This is a genomic window from Thiocystis minor (genome assembly GCF_016653465.1).
Taxonomy (GTDB): Bacteria; Pseudomonadota; Gammaproteobacteria; order Chromatiales; family Chromatiaceae; genus Chromatium; species Chromatium minus.
In genome coordinates, this window is the sequence record NZ_NHSQ01000116.1 from 23,088 (window position 1) to 41,131 (window position 18,044).

General features: G+C 61.7%; 15 protein-coding genes, 1 tRNA gene and 1 pseudogene. 8 read left to right on the plus strand and 9 right to left on the minus strand.

The window, feature by feature from the left end; genetic code table 11:
- Positions 1-12: 12 nt before the first annotated feature.
- The 3 genes and pseudogenes from CCR95_RS26420 to CCR95_RS16450 all read right to left on the minus strand — a co-directional run bounded on the left by CCR95_RS26420 (position 13) and on the right by CCR95_RS16450 (position 1,762).
- Positions 13-375: an AMP-binding enzyme gene (locus CCR95_RS26420; RefSeq protein ID WP_420825665.1), complete on the minus strand. Its 363-nt coding sequence runs from the start codon at positions 373-375 to the stop codon at positions 13-15.
- A 108-nt stretch (positions 376-483) separates the two neighbouring features.
- Positions 484-1,251 (minus strand): annotated as a pseudogene (locus CCR95_RS26425) (AMP-binding protein); the annotation flags it as partial.
- Between the two features lie 28 nt (positions 1,252-1,279).
- On the minus strand, positions 1,280-1,762 hold the full coding sequence (locus tag CCR95_RS16450) for a DUF2939 domain-containing protein (protein ID WP_201096233.1): 483 nt from the start codon (positions 1,760-1,762) through the stop codon (positions 1,280-1,282).
- A 480-nt stretch (positions 1,763-2,242) separates the two neighbouring features.
- Between CCR95_RS16450 and CCR95_RS16455 the strand changes: the two genes are divergently transcribed.
- Positions 2,243-3,487: a multifunctional CCA addition/repair protein gene (locus CCR95_RS16455; protein WP_201096234.1), complete on the plus strand. Its 1,245-nt coding sequence runs from the start codon at positions 2,243-2,245 to the stop codon at positions 3,485-3,487.
- 143 nt (positions 3,488-3,630) lie between these two features.
- Here the strand turns inward: CCR95_RS16455 and gloB are convergent, their stop codons facing one another.
- The 3 genes from gloB to CCR95_RS16470 all read right to left on the minus strand — a co-directional run bounded on the left by gloB (position 3,631) and on the right by CCR95_RS16470 (position 7,401).
- Positions 3,631-4,407, minus strand: a complete 777-nt coding sequence (gloB, locus tag CCR95_RS16460) for a hydroxyacylglutathione hydrolase (RefSeq protein ID WP_201096235.1) — start codon at positions 4,405-4,407, stop codon at positions 3,631-3,633.
- 30 nt (positions 4,408-4,437) lie between these two features.
- Positions 4,438-6,390, minus strand: a complete 1,953-nt coding sequence (gene dxs / locus CCR95_RS16465; RefSeq protein WP_201096236.1) for a 1-deoxy-D-xylulose-5-phosphate synthase — start codon at positions 6,388-6,390, stop codon at positions 4,438-4,440.
- An 84-nt stretch (positions 6,391-6,474) separates the two neighbouring features.
- Positions 6,475-7,401 carry a LysR substrate-binding domain-containing protein gene (locus CCR95_RS16470; protein WP_201096237.1) on the minus strand — a complete coding sequence of 309 codons (927 nt, stop codon included), beginning with the start codon at positions 7,399-7,401 and terminating at the stop codon, positions 6,475-6,477.
- 208 nt (positions 7,402-7,609) lie between these two features.
- Here CCR95_RS16470 and CCR95_RS16475 point away from each other — a divergent pair, with 208 nt between their 5' ends.
- The 5 genes from CCR95_RS16475 to CCR95_RS16495 all read left to right on the plus strand — a co-directional run bounded on the left by CCR95_RS16475 (position 7,610) and on the right by CCR95_RS16495 (position 13,271).
- Positions 7,610-9,028 (plus strand): form I ribulose bisphosphate carboxylase large subunit, encoded by a 1,419-nt coding sequence (locus CCR95_RS16475; RefSeq protein ID WP_201096238.1) that lies wholly within the window; start codon positions 7,610-7,612, stop codon positions 9,026-9,028.
- A gap of 117 nt (positions 9,029-9,145) precedes the next feature.
- On the plus strand, positions 9,146-9,502 hold the full coding sequence (locus CCR95_RS16480) for a ribulose bisphosphate carboxylase small subunit (protein WP_201096239.1): 357 nt from the start codon (positions 9,146-9,148) through the stop codon (positions 9,500-9,502).
- A 117-nt stretch (positions 9,503-9,619) separates the two neighbouring features.
- On the plus strand, positions 9,620-10,426 hold the full coding sequence (locus CCR95_RS16485; RefSeq protein WP_201096240.1) for a CbbQ/NirQ/NorQ/GpvN family protein: 807 nt from the start codon (positions 9,620-9,622) through the stop codon (positions 10,424-10,426).
- Positions 10,427-10,468: 42 nt separating this feature from the next.
- Complete coding sequence (locus CCR95_RS16490; RefSeq protein WP_201096241.1) at positions 10,469-10,831, plus strand: four helix bundle protein; 363 nt, start codon at positions 10,469-10,471, stop codon at positions 10,829-10,831.
- Positions 10,832-10,895: 64 nt separating this feature from the next.
- Positions 10,896-13,271: a nitric oxide reductase activation protein NorD gene (locus CCR95_RS16495; protein WP_201096242.1), complete on the plus strand. Its 2,376-nt coding sequence runs from the start codon at positions 10,896-10,898 to the stop codon at positions 13,269-13,271.
- An 88-nt stretch (positions 13,272-13,359) separates the two neighbouring features.
- On the opposite strand, the gene ruvB is transcribed toward CCR95_RS16495, so the two are convergent.
- Together ruvB and CCR95_RS16505 are read right to left on the minus strand one after the other, a co-directional pair.
- On the minus strand, positions 13,360-14,412 hold the full coding sequence (gene ruvB, locus CCR95_RS16500) for a Holliday junction branch migration DNA helicase RuvB (RefSeq protein ID WP_201096243.1): 1,053 nt from the start codon (positions 14,410-14,412) through the stop codon (positions 13,360-13,362).
- A gap of 41 nt (positions 14,413-14,453) precedes the next feature.
- Complete coding sequence (locus CCR95_RS16505) at positions 14,454-15,941, minus strand: FAD-linked oxidase C-terminal domain-containing protein (protein WP_201096244.1); 1,488 nt, start codon at positions 15,939-15,941, stop codon at positions 14,454-14,456.
- Between the two features lie 171 nt (positions 15,942-16,112).
- Here CCR95_RS16505 and CCR95_RS16510 point away from each other — a divergent pair.
- A tRNA-Thr gene (locus CCR95_RS16510) sits at positions 16,113-16,188 on the plus strand.
- 574 nt (positions 16,189-16,762) lie between these two features.
- Here CCR95_RS16510 and CCR95_RS16515 read toward each other — a convergent pair.
- Entirely contained in the window at positions 16,763-17,110 is a 348-nt protein-coding gene (locus CCR95_RS16515; RefSeq protein WP_201096245.1) for a hypothetical protein, read from the minus strand.
- A 739-nt stretch (positions 17,111-17,849) separates the two neighbouring features.
- Between CCR95_RS16515 and CCR95_RS16520 the strand changes: the two genes are divergently transcribed.
- Positions 17,850-18,044 (plus strand): hypothetical protein (locus CCR95_RS16520; protein ID WP_201092160.1); only part of this gene is annotated, 195 nt, incomplete at its 3' end.

Genomic DNA, 18,044 nt, shown 5'->3' on the forward strand with positions numbered 1-18,044 from the left:
CACCGAAAAAGCCTAATCCCAATCCATCGCCTTCCCCAGAACCGACCTTGGCAGTTGCGACCCGATGGTGATGGAACGGGGCTGTTCGGCGGGCGTCAGGCGTTGGGCAAGCCAGAGTTGCAGGCGCTCGGGCAGACGCTCGGCCTCAAGACAGGCGGGACCAGGGACGACGAACGCCTTCAATCGCCCGCCTTGCCCGACACTCGCCAAACGCACCAGCGCGTCCGCGACCTCTGGATGCTCGCACAGACAATGCCGCACCCGTTGCGGAAAGACATTCACCCCGCCGACCTGCACCGCTCCGTCACGACGTCCAGTGACGTGGAAAGCATGGTCGTCGAGCCATCGGACATGGTCCGGAAGCTCACTCTCCACCGCTTCGTCAGCCGTCCGCCACCGTCGGATCCGATCATGAGAACCGGCAACGCGCGACCAATGCGGCAGAAGTCGGAAAGGGGCGTCCAACGCCTCGCGGATACCGATCCCCGCGATCTCCGAGGCGCCATAGATCTCGATCACCCTGGCAAAACTCGCCGCGCCGAGTCGACGCCAGACCGCTTCTGGACAAGGCGCGGTCGAGGTCAGAGCCATCACGTCGTCCGCCACCGCGACCGGAGTGCGGGTGGACAGATCGAAAAAGCTCGGATGCCCCAGGATCAGATCGCCCGCGCAAGCGCGCCTGAGTACGCTGCCGGGCAGCGTATCGCGCACGTTTCGTACCGGAATGCCCAAGAGGGCTGGTAGCATGACCGAAAACAGGAAACCGTAGATATGATGGGCAGGCACCGCGCTGAGCACACGCTGTCGGTCACGCAGCAGGTCGGCAAAGTACGCGATCTCCTGCTCCAGGAAAGGCATCGAATGGGTGCAGAGTTTCGGGCGACCGGTAGAGCCGGAGGTCTGAAAGCTGATCGCTTCATCCCAGCGGGCGCGGCTGCGCAAGATAAGATCGGCCCATTCTCCCAGGTGGCGACTGGCCATGAGGTCATCGTCGAGCCCCGTTTCGTGAAGATGGAACTGCACCACCACCACCGTGGCCAGATCCAGAAACTCCAACGAGTCGAGTTCAAGCGTCCCGAGATCCCGGCCCATCCCCGGGCCGATCCGCTCGGCCGCGGCTGCGGCGATCGGCTCCAGGGCGTTGCGCAACCCGAGCAGTCCAGGCCGCAGGCGCGCGACTTCGGCGGCGACCAGATCCGTCAACAGACGAGGAACATGCTCGCGAGTCCACCAGGGTGACAATGAGGTCATCGCGGACGTGCAATCAGTGCCAATATTGCTAAGGCACGATATCCGTGATCTTCCAATGGCCGTCCACCAGCGAGAGCCGCAGATGGGTTGGCCCCTGGCCAAGATCTCCGATGCGGATCAAAAAGCGATGATAGGACTCAAAGAAGGCAAAGCCGATACTAGCCAGAAGATAGGGCGGACTCTGGCCCGTCGCCTGACTGACCGCATCGCGCAGCGTTTCGTGAACCCAGGGTAGCGTGACCGCCTGATCCAGGGCGGAATCGCCCAGACGCTCAAGATTTTGGCGGATCCAGTGCATGACGCTATCGGGATCGCCGGAGGGAAAGATCGCATCGGCGCCCGAGGCCACTCGCTTTTTGTAGTTGGCGCGAATGGCCGGCAAATCCACCAGCTCGGCAAGCTGACTGGCATCCTGCTGGTTAATGGCGGCGTCGAGTCGATATACCGTGTAATAGGGCCAGAGAGCATAGCCAATCAGCGCGAAGAGCAGCAAGTAGCCGAAAAAACGCATCTGTTTTATCCCTTGATGAATGAGTCACGCAAGCCGCCAGCCAAGAACCCCGGGACCGCCGAGTTGCACTCGGCGGTCCCGGAAAGCACGCGGACCTTGATCGCTGTTCGAGTACGGATCTTAAACCGCGTCCAGTGCGGTATGCGATGTTTTTGGATTGGATAAACCTTGGCCGCATCTAGGATAGTCGGAGCGGACGCGGTTTAAGATATTAAAAAATATAAAATTTTAAACCGCGTCTCTTGTGAGTCTGGTGAAATCCCCAGAGCCAAACACAAACTGAAAATTACGCATATCGCGCTGGACGCAGTTTAATGCGTTCATTCTAACCGCAACCCTGCATTGGATATAATCCCAAAACGATCGGAATACGGAGACACGCGTGGACGAGTCGATTGAAATCACTGCCAGCCCGGCGCCCGACCTGACGGTTGACGGCACTGTCGGCCCGTCGCCCCGGTTGGTGGCTGGAAGCGTCTCATGAGCGCCACGCAAGACTTGGACGCTTATCTGGTCGGCGGCGCCGTGCGCGACCGCCTGCTGGGACGCGCCGTGACGGAACGCGATTTCGTCGTGATCGGCGCGACCGTGGACAATCTGCTCGAACGGGGATTTCAGCAGGTCGGCAAGGATTTTCCGGTCTTTCTGCATCCCGAAACCAAGGACGAATACGCCTTGGCGCGTACCGAGCGCAAGACGGCGCCCGGCTATCATGGGTTCGCCGTGCATGCCGATCCGGAGGTGACGCTGGAACAGGATCTGCTGCGTCGCGACCTGACGATCAATGCACTGGCGCAGCGCGAGTCGGGCGAGATCGTCGATCCCTATGGCGGACTGGCCGATCTGGACGCGCGGCTGCTGCGGCATGTCTCGCCGGCTTTCGTCGAGGATCCGGTGCGGATTCTGCGGGTCGCGCGCTTTGCCGCCCGCTTTGCCGATCTCGGTTTCCGGGTCGCGGACGAGACCCGCGCGCTGATGCGGTCCATGGTCGAGGCCGGCGAGGTGGATGCGCTGGTGCCCGAGCGGGTGTGGCAGGAACTCTCGCGCGCGCTGGGAGAAGACCGCCCCTCGCGCTTCTTCGAGGTGCTGCGCGACTGCGGGGCGCTGGCGCGGCTGCTGCCGGAGCTGGATCGTTTGTGGGGCGTGCCCCAGCCCATCCAATGGCATCCCGAGATCGACACCGGTGTTCATGTCATGCTGGTGCTCGACATGGCCGCGCGTCTGTCGACGGACCTGGAGATCCGCTTCGCCGCGCTTTGTCATGACCTCGGCAAGGGCACCACACCACCAGACATTCTGCCCAGTCATCGGGGCCATGAGGCGCGCGGCGCGGCGCTGGTGGATGCCCTGTGCGACCGTTTTAAAATCCCCAACCGCTGTCGCGAACTGGCGCGCATCACCGCCCGCGATCATGGCCTCGTCCACAAGGTCGACGAGCTGCGGGCGGGGACCATTCTGGATCTGCTCGAAGGGGCCGACGCCATCCGCCGACCGGCGCGCTTCCATCAGATGCTGATCGCCTGCGAGGCCGATTATCGGGGTCGAACCGGTTACGAGGAACGCCCCTATCCGCAAGGTGATCAATTGCGTCGACTGCTCGACGTCGTCGCCGGGGTGGATGTCGGCGCCATCGCGCTGGCGACACGCGAGTCGCGGTTGATTCCGGAGCGGATTCGAGCAGCGCGGATCGGTGCGATCAAGGCGGCAAGGCAGGAGCCGGAGTGAGGGCCGACGAATCCCGCGGTTGCCGAGTTGCATGCTGCGTCCTCGCTTCGGTCTGACGGCCGGGAAACCGAATGCAACCGGGCGGTCCCGAGAGCGCGCCTGTTTAACCTGACGCCACCCGTCACAGCAAGCGCGGTCGATGCTCAATCGTAGCGTTCGTCCTTCCAGCGTCTCAAAGCCGCGAACACCTCGGCGCGAGAATCAAGCGCGTGCCCGGCAAAAGCCTCGGCGGCGGCAATGACTCCCTGCTCGCCCGTGCGCAGAAAGGGATTGGTCGCCCGTTCCAGATCAAGCCGGGAGGGCACCGTGGGCTGTCCGGTCTCCCGCCGCTGTCGGTCGGCCCGCAGGCGGTCCGCCAACGTGGCGCTGTCCGGTTCCACCCATTGAGCAAAGCCCAGGTTGGCCAGGGTGTATTCGTGGGCGCAGTAGCAGAGCGTGTCGCCCGGCAGAGCGGCGATCCGCTCCAGCGAATGGGCAAGTTGCTCGAAGGTTCCGTCGAACACTCGCCCACAGCCGGCGGCGAACAAAGTGTCGCCACAAAAGAGACGACCGGCGCCCAGATAGGTGATGTGCGTGGCGGTGTGACCGGGAACCTCCAGCACGCGGACGTCGGTCTTGAGTCCAGCGGGCTGGAAGGAATCGCCCTCGCCCACCCGGTCGGTCAGGTCGCGGATACGCCGGTCACGCGGCCCGTACAGACGCGCCTCGGGGAAGGCCGCGAGCAGGTCGTCGAGTCCGCCGATATGGTCCTGATGATGATGGGTCACCAGGACCGAGGTCAGCGTCAGACGCTCGGCCGCGAGCGTCTCCAGCACCGGATCCGCGTCCCCCGGATCCACGACGACGGCGCTGCCCGAGCCTTCCGTCAGCAGCCAGATGTAGTTATCGGAGAAGGCCTGGATCGGGCGGATTTGAAGCATCGTCGGTGACCGCGTGAGAGTGTGACCTAATTAAGCGCCCCGCCCCTGCTGACGGAATGGCTCAAAGGCAGCCGCATCGGCGTTGTCCGGCGCCAAACGGTCGAGTTCGGCGCGCACGCTGGCGAGGATCCCGTCCGCGTCCAGCCCGCAGCTGGCCAGTTGCTCGGCGTGTTCGGCATGTTCGATGTAGCGGTCCGGGAGTCCGAGATGCAGACAGCGCGCGACCAGGCCCCGTGCGGACAGCGACTCGGAGACCGCGCTGCCGGCGCCGCCCGCGATGGCGTTCTCTTCGATCGTCACCAGCAGATCGTGGCCCCGCGCAAGCTCCAGAATGAGCGACTCATCGAGCGGCTTGACGAAGCGCATGTTCGCCACCGTGGCATCCAGACTGGCCGCGGCCTCCAGCGCGGGCGTTACCATGCTGCCGAAGGCGAGCAGGGCAATCCGTCGGCCCTGGCGGACGATCTCGCCACGTCCGATGGGCAAGGCGGGCGCGTTCGGGTCGATCGCGACCCCCGATCCGCCGCCGCGCGGGTAGCGCACCAGCGCCGGCCCCTGATGCTCGTAGGCGGTCCTGAGCATCTGGCGACACTCGTTTTCGTTCGACGGGGCCAGGATAATGAGCTTGGGGATCGGACGACCGAAACTGAGATCGAAACTCCCGGCATGCGTGGCGCCGTCCGGCCCGACCAGACCGCCCCGGTCGACGGCGAAGGTCACATCCAGGTTTTGCAGACAAACATCGTGGATGAGCTGGTCGTAAGCCCGTTGCAGAAAACTGGAATAGATCGCCACCACCGGCTTGAGTCCCTCGCAGGCCATGCCGGCGGCGAGCGTTACGGCATGCTGCTCGGCGATGCCGACATCGAAGAAACGCTCAGGAAACCGCTTGGAGAAGGCCGTCAGGCCGGAGCCCTCGCACATGGCTGGAGTGATGCCGACCAGACGCGGATCCTGCTCGGCGGTGTCGCACAGCCAGTGACCGAAAATCTGCGTGTAGCTCGGGCCATTGCTCTTGCCCTTGCGCAGCTCGCCGGTGCGGCAATCGAAAGGCGTCACGCCATGATAGGTCGTCGGCTGACCCTCGGCGGGCTCGAAGCCGTGCCCCTTCTGCGTCACGACATGCAAGAGACGCTGACCCGGCATGCCCTTGACGTTACGCAGCGTCTTGACCAGCGAATCGAGATCGTGACCGTCGATGGGACCGATGTAATTGAATCCCAACTCTTCGAACAGGGTGCTCGGCATCACCATGCCCTTCATGTGCTCTTCCCAGCGACCGACCAGATGGCGCAATTGGGGCAGTCCGGCCAGCGCGGTCTTGCTGCCCTCGCGCACGCTGGTATAGAGCTTGCCGGACAAGAGGCGCGCCAGATGCTCGCTGATCGCGCCGACCGGCGGAGAGATCGACATCTCGTTGTCGTTGAGGATGACGATCAGGTCGATATCCATCGAGCCGGCGTGATTCAACGCCTCGAAGGCCATGCCGGCGCCCAGCGCGCCATCGCCGATCACGGCGATCACCGTCCGGCGCTCGCCGCGTTGCTTGGCGGCCAGGGCCATGCCGAGCGCGGCGCTGATCGAGGTGCTGGAGTGACCGACGCCAAAGGTGTCGTAGGCACTCTCTTTGCGTTTCGGGAAACCCGAGGGACCGCCCTTCTGGCGCAGACAGCTCATCTGCTCGCGCCGCCCGGTCAGGATCTTGTGCGGATACGCCTGATGGCCCACGTCCCACACCAGCCGATCATGCGGGGTATCGAAGACATAATGCAGACCGATGGTCAACTCCACCACGCCCAGTCCGGCCGCCAGATGGCCGCCCGTCTTGGACACGCAGTCGATCAAAAAGGCGCGCAGTTCGCTCGCCACCTCGGGAAGCTGACTCTGGGACAATGCACGCAGGTCGACGGGGCTATCGATCGCGTCAAGGAGTTGGCGTCGGTGCGAGACGACACCGGGATCGCTCAAGGTGCGGTGCGGCATGATGAAGAGGTCTTTTTTTTGACGGATTGGCTAGTTTAGACGAATCGCGTCCGGGCTGCCCACTTGTAATCGACGCGGTTTTCTCTAGGGGTTTTCAAGCCGAAACAGGGCCGGCGCGGCAATGGTCGCCGCCTCCGCGAGGACGAAATCCCGAAAGGCGCGCGCGACCGGCGACAGACGTTTGCCGCGGCGATAGACCAGATGCCACTGCCGCAGATCCGGGAAGCCCTCGACATCAAGGGTCACGAGCCGGCGGGTCTCCAGTTCCAGCTCGATGGTGTGCAGCGACACCACGCTCAGCCCCAGACCCGAGCGCACCGCCTGCTTGACCGCCTCGTTGCGGGTCATCTGCATCCCGTGGCGAATCGTCAGACCGCGCTCGCTGAAAAAGCGCTCCATCGCCTGCCGGGTGCCGGAGCCGGGCTCGCGCATCACGAAGACCTCATCGGCCAGCCGGGACATCGGAATCCGTCGCGCGCCCGCGAGCGGATGATCCGGCGGGGCGATCACCACCAGCGGATTTTCCATGAAGACCTCGGACTCGACATCGATGCCCTTGGGCGGAATTCCCATCAGCACCAGATCGACCGCATTGCTCTCCAGCAAGTGCACCAGCGTCTCCCGATTGGTGACATCCAGGCGCAGACCGATCCCTGGATAGCGTTGCTGGAAGACCGCCAGCAGGCGCGGCGCGAAATAGTTGACCGTGCTCGCCACCGCAATCTGCAGGCGCCCCCGGCCGACGCCCTTCAGCGACTCCAGAATCTCCTCCATTTCGAGCAGCGAGCGGTTGACCGCCAGGCTGTAATGCTGGACCTCCTGTCCCGCCTCGGTCAGCAGGATACGCTTGCCCAGTCGCTCGAACAGCGGCAGTCCGACTTCGTCCTCAAGCTGACGGACCTGCATCGAAACCGCTGGCTGGCTCAGGTGCAGTTCCTCGGCCGCGCGGGTGTAGCTCAACCGGCGCGCGACCGCCTCGAAAACCCGGAGTTGTCTTAATGAAAGATGCACGATGCGAAACCGGCCGAATCCAGAAAGAACCAAATCATAAGTAAATTGTTAGGCTATTCATAAAAAACCTTGAGTATTCATTATAACCTTTGTCCCGCTATGATTTCTCCAGGTTCAGCCACTCACTGGATTCACCGCGACGCAAAGGCGGCACCAAGGCAGAGCCGGCGAGACATCACCACACCTTAAACACTGAGGACTTTCCAGCATGGCAAAGACATATAGCGCGGGCGTCAAGGAATACCGCGAAACTTACTGGATGCCCGATTACAAGCCTAAGGAAACCGACCTGCTTGCCTGCTTCAAGATCACCCCGCAGGCCGGTGTGCCGCGTGAAGAAGCCGCCGCCGCTGTCGCCGCCGAATCCTCGACCGGCACCTGGACCACGGTCTGGACCGATCTGCTGACCGACCTCGATCATTATAAGGGCCGCGCCTACGCCATCGAGGATGTGCCCGGCGACGATTCCTGTTATTACGCCTTCATCGCCTACCCCATCGATCTGTTCGAGGAAGGCTCGGTCGTCAACGTCTTCACCTCGCTGGTCGGCAACGTCTTCGGTTTCAAGGCCGTGCGCGCGCTGCGTCTGGAAGACGTGCGCTTCCCGATCGCCTATGTCATGACCTGCAACGGCCCGCCGCACGGCATCCAGGTCGAGCGCGACATGATGAACAAGTACGGTCGTCCGCTGCTCGGCTGCACCATCAAGCCCAAGCTGGGTCTGTCGGCCAAGAACTATGGCCGCGCCGTCTACGAGTGTCTGCGCGGCGGTCTGGACTTCACCAAGGACGACGAAAACGTCAACTCGCAGCCCTTCATGCGCTGGCGTCAACGCTTCGACTTCGTGATGGAGGCCATCGACAAGGCCGAGCGCGAGACCGGCGAGCGCAAGGGTCACTATCTGAACGTGACCGCGCCGACCCCGGAAGAGATGTACAAGCGCGCCGAGTATGCCAAGGAGATCGGTGCACCCATCATCATGCACGACTACATCACCGGCGGCTTCTGCGCCAACACCGGGTTGGCCCAGTGGTGCCGCGATAACGGCCTGCTGCTGCACATTCACCGCGCCATGCACGCCGTGCTCGACCGCAATCCGCATCACGGTATCCATTTCCGTGTGCTGACCAAGATCCTGCGTCTGTCGGGCGGCGACCACCTGCACACCGGCACCGTCGTCGGCAAGCTGGAAGGCGACCGCGCCTCCACGCTCGGCTGGATCGACCTGCTGCGCGACTCCTATATCAAGGAAGACCGCTCGCGCGGCATCTTCTTCGATCAGGATTGGGGTGCGATGCCGGGTGCCTTCGCGGTCGCCTCGGGCGGCATCCACGTCTGGCACATGCCGGCCCTAGTCACCATCTTCGGCGACGACTCCGTCCTCCAATTCGGTGGCGGCACCCTGGGTCATCCCTGGGGCAACGCAGCCGGCGCCGCGGCCAACCGCGTCGCGCTGGAAGCCTGCGTCGAGGCCCGCAACCAGGGCATCGCGATCGAGAAGGAAGGCAAGGACGTGCTCACCAAGGCCGCCGCCTCCAGCCCCGAGCTGAAGATCGCGATGGAGACCTGGAAGGAGATCAAGTTCGAGTTCGACACCGTCGACAAGCTCGACGTGGCGCACAAGTAAGCTGCCAGCGACCAGCGATCAGCCACCAGCTAAACCACGGCCGCCTGCTTCCACTCGCTGGAAGCTGGCCGCTGGAGGCTGGAGGCTCAAATCAAGAACAATCGGAGCATCACACCAATGAGCGAAATGCAGGATTACAAGTCCAGTCTCGAAGACGTCAACAGCCGTAAGTTCGAGACCTTTTCCTATCTGCCGGCGATGGATGCCGACCGCATCCGCAAGCAGGTCGAGTACATCGTCAACAAGGGCTGGAACCCGGCCATCGAGCACACCGAGCCGGAAAACGCCTTTGACCACTTCTGGTACATGTGGAAGCTGCCGATGTTCGGCGAGACCAACGTCGACGCCATCCTAGCCGAGGCCGAGGCCTGTCACAAGGCGCATCCCAACAACCATGTGCGCCTGATCGGTTTCGACAACTACGCCCAGTCCAAGGGCGCCGAGATGGTGGTGTTCCGCGGCAAGCCGGTCTGATTGACAGCCGCCAGCTTTCAGCCTCCAGCAGCCAGCCGAATCAACCTTTTGCTGGCCGCTGATCGCTGGCCGCTGGCCGCTTAACCTCCATCGCATCCAACCCTGGAAATCGTCGCCATGACCGACATCGACCGTGACCAATACCAGATCAAGAGCGAGCCTTACTACCGCCCCGTGCACAACGAGGTGGAGATGTACACGGCTGCTTACGAGGCCCGCATGCCGGTCATGCTCAAGGGGCCGACCGGCTGCGGCAAGACCCGTTTCGTCGAGTACATGGCCTGGAAGCTCGGCAAGCCGCTGATCACCGTCGCCTGCAACGAGGACATGACCGCCTCGGATCTGGTCGGGCGCTTCCTGCTCGACATCAACGGCACCAAATGGCAGGACGGCCCGCTGACCGTCGCCGCGCGCATCGGCGCCATCTGCTATCTCGATGAAGTCGTCGAGGCGCGTCAGGACACCACGGTCGTCATCCACCCGCTCACCGACCATCGCCGCAATCTGCCGCTGGAGAAAAAGGGGGAGCTGGTCCAGGCGCACCCGGATTTCCAGATCGTCATCTCCTACAACCCCGGCTATCAGAGCCTGATGAAGGATCTGAAACAATCCACCAAGCAACGCTTCGGCGCGCTCGATTTCGACTACCCCACCGCCGAGATCGAGACCGAGATCGTCGTCCACGAGGGCGGAGTCGACCAGTCGACCGCCGAGAAACTGGTTCAGGTTGCCCATCGCAGCCGCAATCTCAAGGGACACGGACTGGACGAAGGCATGTCGACCCGACTCCTGGTCTATGCCGCCCAACTCATCGGCAAGGGCATCGACCCGCAATCCGCCGCCCGCATGGCCCTGGTCTGCCCGCTGACCGACGATCCGGATATGCGCGATACCCTGGACGCGGCGGTGAATACGTATTTTTGAGCCTCCAGCCGCCAGCTTTCAGCCACCAGCGCAGGGGCGCGGATGAGGGATTATCGCAAACTGAGTGTTTGGACTAGCGCGCATCTCCTGGCGCTCTCTGTGTATGACGCGACGAAGGGATTTCCTGCGGACGAGCGGTTTGGGCTATCCGCCCAGATGAGGCGCGCCGCCGTCTCCATTCCTTCCAATATCGCCGAAGGTTGTGGCCGGGGAACCGATGCGGATTTTGCCCGATTCGTCAGAATCGCGGTGGGTTCAGCCAACGAGCTCGAATACCAATGTTTGCTATCCAGAGACCTACACTATCTATCCCAGGATCAAGCCCAAGTGTTGATGGTGCGTTGCTCCGAGGTGCGTCGCATGCTCGCGGGCCTGCTCTCCAAACTCGTTCAATCCGCCGTATAGACGCTCGCTACCCGCTGAAACCCTCTGGCTGGAAGCTGGCGACTGAAAGCTGGAGGCTCCTAAAATGACCATCGACTTCAGCGAATACCTCTCCTGCCTCAAGGCCGATCCCGAGCACCCGCACGCCCAGGCGCTGGAGGCGAGCTATCACGAGGCGGCGCGGGTGATGTCTGCGCAGGGACTGGGGCATTATCTGACCGGCATCCGCGCCATGTGCGGGCTGAACAGGGGAACGGATCTGGTACTAACCTACGTCCAGGAAATGCCGGGGGTCGCCAAAGAGGTCGGCGAGGACATCATCCCCGAGGTCGTCAGCGCCCTGATGAAGCTCGCCTCGCACACCTCGGGAACCGTGGTCACCCTGATGATGGCCAACATGCCGCTAGCCGCCAGCCGGCTCGGCGATGCGGAGGTACTGCGCGGCTATCTCAATCTGCTCCATCAGCTCGCCGGCAAGGCCCCGCGCGGTCTGCGCCCGATGATGGAGAACATGGACGAACTGCTCTCCAAGCTGACCCTCGGCGGGCTACGCCGCTGGGCGCTCTGGGGTGCGCAGGCGCATGCGCGGGATCTGGACGGTCAGATGGCCTATTTCGGGCTCCAGACCGAATCCTCCCGATCGGTGCTCCAGAAAGAGCGTCGCGGTACCCTCTTCGTCGACAACCAGCGCCGGCTCAATTTCTATCTGCGCGCGCTCTGGGCGCGCGCCTTCTTCATGCGCCCGACTTCCGGCGACTATGAGTCGCGCCAGGGTCTGAAGCCCTTCGTCGAGGATTTCCAGATCCATCTGCCCGACGCCTTCGACCCCTGGCGTGGCATCGCCGGGATCGAACTCTATCGCGCCGCCGCCGCCCATTGCGCCGCGCACATGGTCTATACCACCCAGCCGCTCAGCGCCGAACAACTGAGCCAGGCACAGATGGCCTTCATCGGGATCTTCGAGGATGCGCGCGTCGAGAATCTGGCCATCCGCGAATTTCCCGGCCTGAAAAAGCTCTGGCTGCAATTCTTCACCACACCGCCGGGCGGCGACGATGACGGCGAGCGTCATCCGATGATGGATCTGATGATGCGTCTGGCCCAGGCGCTGCTCGACGCGGACTATCGCGACGCCCATCCGCTGATCAACGAGAGCGCCGAGGATTTTCGGCGCGTCTTCGCCGAGCGGGCGGAGGACAACCGCATCAGTTGGGACGCCGGCGTGACCTTCTACAACCGGGTTCTCCAGGTCATCCCGCTGCCGAGCGTACGCATCCTGGAGTCCTGGCCCCTGCCCTACCGGGACGACAACCGTTATGTCTGGGCGTTCGACGAGAACCTCTTCCTCACGCGCGGGACCGATTATCTCCCGGTCTCCCAGCAGCAGGTCCGGCGCAACGTCAGCGTCATGGAGATGGTCAACGAACTGGACTGCGAACTGGCCGGCGACGACGCCCAGGAGATCTGGACTCTCTCGACCGAGTTCTGGCTCGACCAGGAAGGCTGCACCATCAACGAACTGGAGGGCAAGGAACCGGTCTCCGACCCCTATCATTATCAGGAGTGGGACTACCACGTTCAGCTCTATCGTCCGGATTGGGCGACCGTCATCGAGCGCCGCCAGGGCCGTGGCGACCCGGAGCGGATGGACGAGATCCTGACCAAACACAAACCGGTCGCGAGCCGCATCCGGCATCTGATCGACGCCATGCAACCCCAGGGCATCGTCCGTCGGCGCGGCTACGAGGAAGGCGAGGAACTGGACCTGAACGCCGCCGTGCGCGCCATGATCGACATCCGGCGCGGCATCATGCCCGACCCGCGCATCAACATCCGGATCGACCGCCACATCCGCGACCTCTCGCTGGTGGTCCTCATGGATCTGTCGCAGTCCACCAACGAGAAGGTCGGAATCGCCGAGGGCGAACCGGGGTACGCGGACGCCCCGAGCATCCTCGACCTGACGCGCGAGGCCACCGGCCTGCTGGCCTGGGCAATCGACTCCATCGGCGACAACTTCGCCGTCCACGGCTTCGCCTCGGACGGTCGCCACGATGTCCAATACTACCGCTTCAAGGACTTCAATCAGCCCTACGACGATCACGCTAAGTCACGCATGGCCGGGATGAAGGGCGGACTCTCGACCCGCATGGGCGCCGCGTTGCGTCACGCCGGCTGGCATCTCACCCAGCAATCGGCCAAAAAGCGCCTGGTGCTGGTCATCACCGACGGCGAGCCCGCCGACATCGACGAACGCGACCCGCAGTATCTGCGCCACGACGCCAAGAAAGCGGTCGACGATCTGCGGATGCTCGGCATCCATACCTACTGCCTGACGCTCGACCCCCAGGCGGACCGCTATGTCGCCCGCATCTTCGGCGAGAACAGCTATTCCATCGTCGACCATGTCCAGCGGCTGCCCGAACGGCTGCCGGCGGTGTTCGCGGCGCTGACGGGGTGATTGAATCGGCTGAATGAAAACCGGAAAAGCGCAAAGGACACAAAGAACAGCAAGATGCATTCTTTGCGCCCTTCGCGTCCTTTGCGGTTCAATTGTCCGAGGACTCGAACAAATCGGGAACGCTCCCCGGCTGCAGCGAGCGCGGCGACGTCAGCCCGAAATGCAAATAGGCCGACTGGGTCGCCATGCGCCCGCGCGGGGTCCGCATCAGATACCCTTGTTGGATCAGGAACGGCTCCAGCACGTCCTCGATCGTCCCGCGCTCCTCGCCGATCGCGGCGGCCAGACTCTCCACCCCCACGGGTCCGCCGTCGAACTTCTCGATCACGGCCTCCAGCAGACGCCGGTCCATGTGATCGAAGCCCAGTGCGTCGACCTTGAGCATCCCCAGCGCACGATCGGCCACCTCGCGCGTGATCCGCCCATCGGCCTTGACCTGCGCGTAATCCCTAACCCTGCGCAGCAGACGATTGGCGATGCGTGGCGTGCCGCGCGAACGCCGCGCGATCTCGGCGGCGCCATCGGGATCGGTCTCGATGGCGAGAATCTGGGCCGAGCGTTTCACGATGGTGGTCAGATCCTCCGCCGAGTAATACTCCAGCCGCTGCACGATGCCGAAGCGGTCGCGCAGCGGCGAGGTTAGCAGCCCCGCGCGCGTGGTCGCGCCGACCAGGGTAAAGGGCGGCAGATCGAGCTTGATCGAGCGCGCCGCCGGTCCGTCGCCGATCATGATATCGAGCTGATAATCCTCCAGCGCCGGATAGAGCATCTCCTCGACCACCGGGCTGAGACGGTGGATTTCGTCGATGAAGAGCACGTCGCCCGCGTCCAGATTGGTCAGCAGCGCAGCCAGATCGCCCGGTTTCTCCAGCACCGGCCCCGAGGTCTGGCGCAGCGTCACCTGCATCTCGTGGGCGATGATGTGCGACAGCGTGGTCTTTCCGAGTCCGGGCGGACCGAAGATCAGCACATGATCCAGCGCCTCCTTGCGTGCGCGCGCCGCGCCGATGAATATCTCCATCTGCTCGCGCACCGCCGGCTGGCCGACATAATCGACCAGCTTGCGCGGACGGATGGCGCGGTCGATCGACTTGTCATCGGTCGCAGCCTCGGGGTCGATGAGACGGTCGGCGTTATTCATCAATCAGCCTGAATGAAAGCGGTATTGAACCGGATGGACGATCAGTGGGGATGGGCATGCTGGCGATCCGGCAACTGCCGATATTCCGAGCAGCGACGCGGGGTCGGGATGCCCTTGCCCGGATTCAGCAGCCCCTTGGGATCGAAGGCCGCCTTGACGGCATGAAACTGCCGTAACTCCTCCGGCGAGAACTGCACGCACATCTGATTGATCTTCTCGATGCCCACGCCATGCTCGCCCGTGATGGTGCCGCCCACCTCCACGCAAAGTTCCAGCAGGCGCCCGCCCAGTTCCTCGGTGCGCTCCAGTTCGCCCGGCCGATTCGCATCGAACAGAATCAAGGGGTGAAGATTGCCGTCGCCGGCATGGAAGACATTGGCCACCCGCAGACCATATTCCTCGGACAACTCGGCGGTGCGCCGTAACACCTCGGGCAGCGCGCGGCGCGGAATGGTGCCGTCCATGCAGTAATAATCCGGCGAGAGACGCCCGACCGCCGGAAACGCCGCCTTGCGACCCTTCCAGAAACGCAGCCGCTCGGCATCGTCCGTCGAGGTCCGCACCTCGGTCGCGCCGCTGGCCAGCAACAGCTCACGCACCCGCATCACCTGCTCCGAGACTTCTTGATTGGTGCCATCGAGTTCGCAGAGCAGGATCGCCGCCGCGTCGGTCGGATAACCGGCATGCACGAATGCCTCCGCCGCCTGGATCGCCGGCCCATCCATCATCTCCAGCCCGGCCGGGATGACGCCGGCGGCAATGATGTCGCCGACCGCCTGACCGGCCTTCTCCACATCGTCATAGGCCGCGAGCAGCGCCTGGGCGCGCTCCGGCACCGGCAGCAGCTTGACCGTCACCTCCACCGTTACCCCGAGCATGCCCTCGGAACCGATATAGAGCGCCAGCAGGTCATAGCCCGCCGAGTCGAACGCCGCAGAGCCGAGTTCGACGAGTTCGCCCTCCATGGTCACGACGGTCACCGCCAGCACGTTATGGACCGTCAAACCGTACTTGAGACAATGCACGCCGCCCGAATTCTCGGCCACATTGCCGCCGATGGTACAGGCGATCTGGCTCGACGGATCTGGCGCGTAATACAGCCCGTGGACCGTCGCCGCCTCGGTGATCGCCAGATTGCGCACCCCCGGCTGAACGCGCGCGGTGCGGGCCTCCGGATTCAGCTCCAGAATCCGGTTGAAGCGCGCCAGGCTCAGCACGATCCCATCGCACAACGGCAGGGCGCCGCCCGACAACCCCGTCCCCGCGCCCCGCGCGACGACCGGCACCTCGCGCTCATGGCACAAGCGCAGAATCCGCTGGACCTCCTCCACCGTGCGCGGCAGCACCACCAGCAGGGGCAACTGCCGATACGCGGACAGACCATCGCATTCGTAAGGACTGACTTCCTCCTGCCGCGCCAGGATCGCATCCTCGGGCAGAAAGGCGCGCAGCGCGGGCAGCAACCCGGCCCGCGCCGTCGCCAGCCGTGCGTCGTCGAAAGGGATTTGTGTCGGTTGAATCAGGCTCATGGCGTCCGGAACCTCGATAGGGAATGCGGATCGAAGTCGTGAGCCTAGAGCCTCGCCTGGCTTCAGTAAACAGAGAATCATCAGGGCCAGACTTTGCCCGTTGAGAAACCCCCGGTCTTCACTGTAGAATCCGGCTGTCGCTGACGCAGAGTAACGTGTCGCGCCTCCCAAGCTGGCGTAGCTCAGTTGGCAGAGCAGCTGATTTGTAATCAGCAGGTCGTCGGTTCGAATCCGACCGTCAGCTCCATACAATCAACGGCTTAGATGCAAAGCGTCTAGGCCGTTTTTCTTTGGTGCTATGTCGGTGCTATGTTGTGGAGCAAGGATTGCGATCCCTTCGGCATCCTCAAGGTCGCTGCCATGTCTCATCCCCTTACTCGATTGTCAGCGGGCTCGACCGAACCGCTCCAGTTATAGAGTGTCCAGTGACCCTTCTTGCCCCGCTAATGCCCCAGCAAAACAACCCCACCGATAAAATTCACGGAATTGCTGAAAATGCTTCGACGGTTGCGACTCCCTAACTGACACAAGCGATCACGCCTGTTTTTCCCACCGGTTGGATCACCTCCCGGTCCCATCCCAAGTCCCCGCAGTTGTCCAACCATCGCCCAAGCAGCAGACGATAAAATCGTCATCCCCAAAGTCGGCTCTTCCTGCCCTAGCGGCTTCCGCAGTGACGGCGGTTACTGTATTCAGTATGCGAAGTATGAAATCACCCATGATCCGAACGAACGCAATGAAGTCATCCATTGCTCGCGGAAAAAATATGGGGCGCAAAGCGCCCCATTCAATGATTAAAAGAGAATGCCCACCAGCTTAACTTAAGGCGTACCGTGCTCCTCCTCGACCGGTGCTGGATCAGACGGCATTGGCGATGCCATAAACCCCTCTACAGCGGACTCCATCGCCTTATTCACCGGGCGACGCTTAGGAGGGATCGCTAAAGCAAGCCGTTCCCGAAGGGTTTCTGCTTGATCAACCTTGCCATCCTTTTCGAGCAGGTCGATTTTGCGCTGCGTCTTCTTACGAAGATCGCTGGCAATCTTCGTAACGTCTTTAGCAGTAACCGTCACTTGAAGTTCACTACTGAGGTGGATAGCGATTTTTTCAGGTCCATGAGTACCATAGTGCTCAAAAATCAAATTGTAATGAGAGTGATCTAAATTCATTATAAAAACTCCTTGAATAAGGGCATCGATTTAAGAAAATGTAATTTCGCACCTTGGCGCGAGCAGTCAGAGAATAGAGCAGGGTCGAATAATTTAAGTCGCCACTAATCTCTGACTGCGAAAGCATCGTATTCTTCTGGCGGCGGTCATGTCAATACCAAGCCAAAAAATTTTATGCGCAATCGACCTTGAAACTCATTGTGGACGCAATTTTACAATGACCAGTGATTTGATTGTTTAATAGTTGTTACATTGATCTGCCTGTCACGACGATCTGTTGGTTTAATTTGGCGGTTTAACGGCGGAAATCATTCACTACGTATTATTTATTGATTAAGTCCTGTGACACGATTCCTTAACATCAGATTCTGACTGAAACCTGATTCTGGTTTGGTGTCCCTCTCATCTTGGTGGAAGCGAGCAGCCTACCTAATCTGAGAACCCCATCGTCGATTGATGATGAGTGGTCTTGAATTGCTATCATATGGGGCTTGATTTTCTTCTCTCTTCTCAGTAAGGTTTCAAGCGTCTGGAACACCAGACGCCAGGATCGGGTCCGCTCGCAATCGAGAGAGCCCGAATTGTTCGTATCTAAGCGCGTCACGTCAGACCTCATCGTTAAAGATTATGTTAGTTTATTGATACGTTAGCTCTTTAATTCTACTTTGTTATCTTGACATAAGCTTATGATTTGCAAATATTATTTCTAGGGAAAAATAATGTTGGAAAATGGTGAATCATGGCTAACAGTATTGATAATGAAAAAGATGTGGTGTTGAAAACCATGGTTGATAATCTCTCAGTTCATATTGAGGATTATCATGAGTATTTTCAAAACGAAACGTCTGATGGTCACGAGTTGAGTCGAGCTTACATCATGGGCCTGATCAAAACTGAAGCGGGAAAACGAAATATTGAACGCATCAACGAAGAA

Coding starts and splice junctions, on each gene's coding strand:
- CCR95_RS16450 (WP_201096233.1), bottom strand. CDS start 1,762: ATGCGTTTTTTCGGCTACTTGCTGCTCTTCGCGCTGATTGGCTATGCT.
- CCR95_RS16455 (WP_201096234.1), top strand. CDS start 2,243: ATGAGCGCCACGCAAGACTTGGACGCTTATCTGGTCGGCGGCGCCGTG.
- gloB (WP_201096235.1), bottom strand. CDS start 4,407: ATGCTTCAAATCCGCCCGATCCAGGCCTTCTCCGATAACTACATCTGG.
- dxs (WP_201096236.1), bottom strand. CDS start 6,390: ATGCCGCACCGCACCTTGAGCGATCCCGGTGTCGTCTCGCACCGACGC.
- CCR95_RS16475 (WP_201096238.1), top strand. CDS start 7,610: ATGGCAAAGACATATAGCGCGGGCGTCAAGGAATACCGCGAAACTTAC.
- CCR95_RS16480 (WP_201096239.1), top strand. CDS start 9,146: ATGAGCGAAATGCAGGATTACAAGTCCAGTCTCGAAGACGTCAACAGC.
- CCR95_RS16485 (WP_201096240.1), top strand. CDS start 9,620: ATGACCGACATCGACCGTGACCAATACCAGATCAAGAGCGAGCCTTAC.
- CCR95_RS16490 (WP_201096241.1), top strand. CDS start 10,469: ATGAGGGATTATCGCAAACTGAGTGTTTGGACTAGCGCGCATCTCCTG.
- CCR95_RS16495 (WP_201096242.1), top strand. CDS start 10,896: ATGACCATCGACTTCAGCGAATACCTCTCCTGCCTCAAGGCCGATCCC.
- ruvB (WP_201096243.1), bottom strand. CDS start 14,412: ATGAATAACGCCGACCGTCTCATCGACCCCGAGGCTGCGACCGATGAC.
- CCR95_RS16505 (WP_201096244.1), bottom strand. CDS start 15,941: ATGAGCCTGATTCAACCGACACAAATCCCTTTCGACGACGCACGGCTG.
- CCR95_RS16515 (WP_201096245.1), bottom strand. CDS start 17,110: ATGAATTTAGATCACTCTCATTACAATTTGATTTTTGAGCACTATGGT.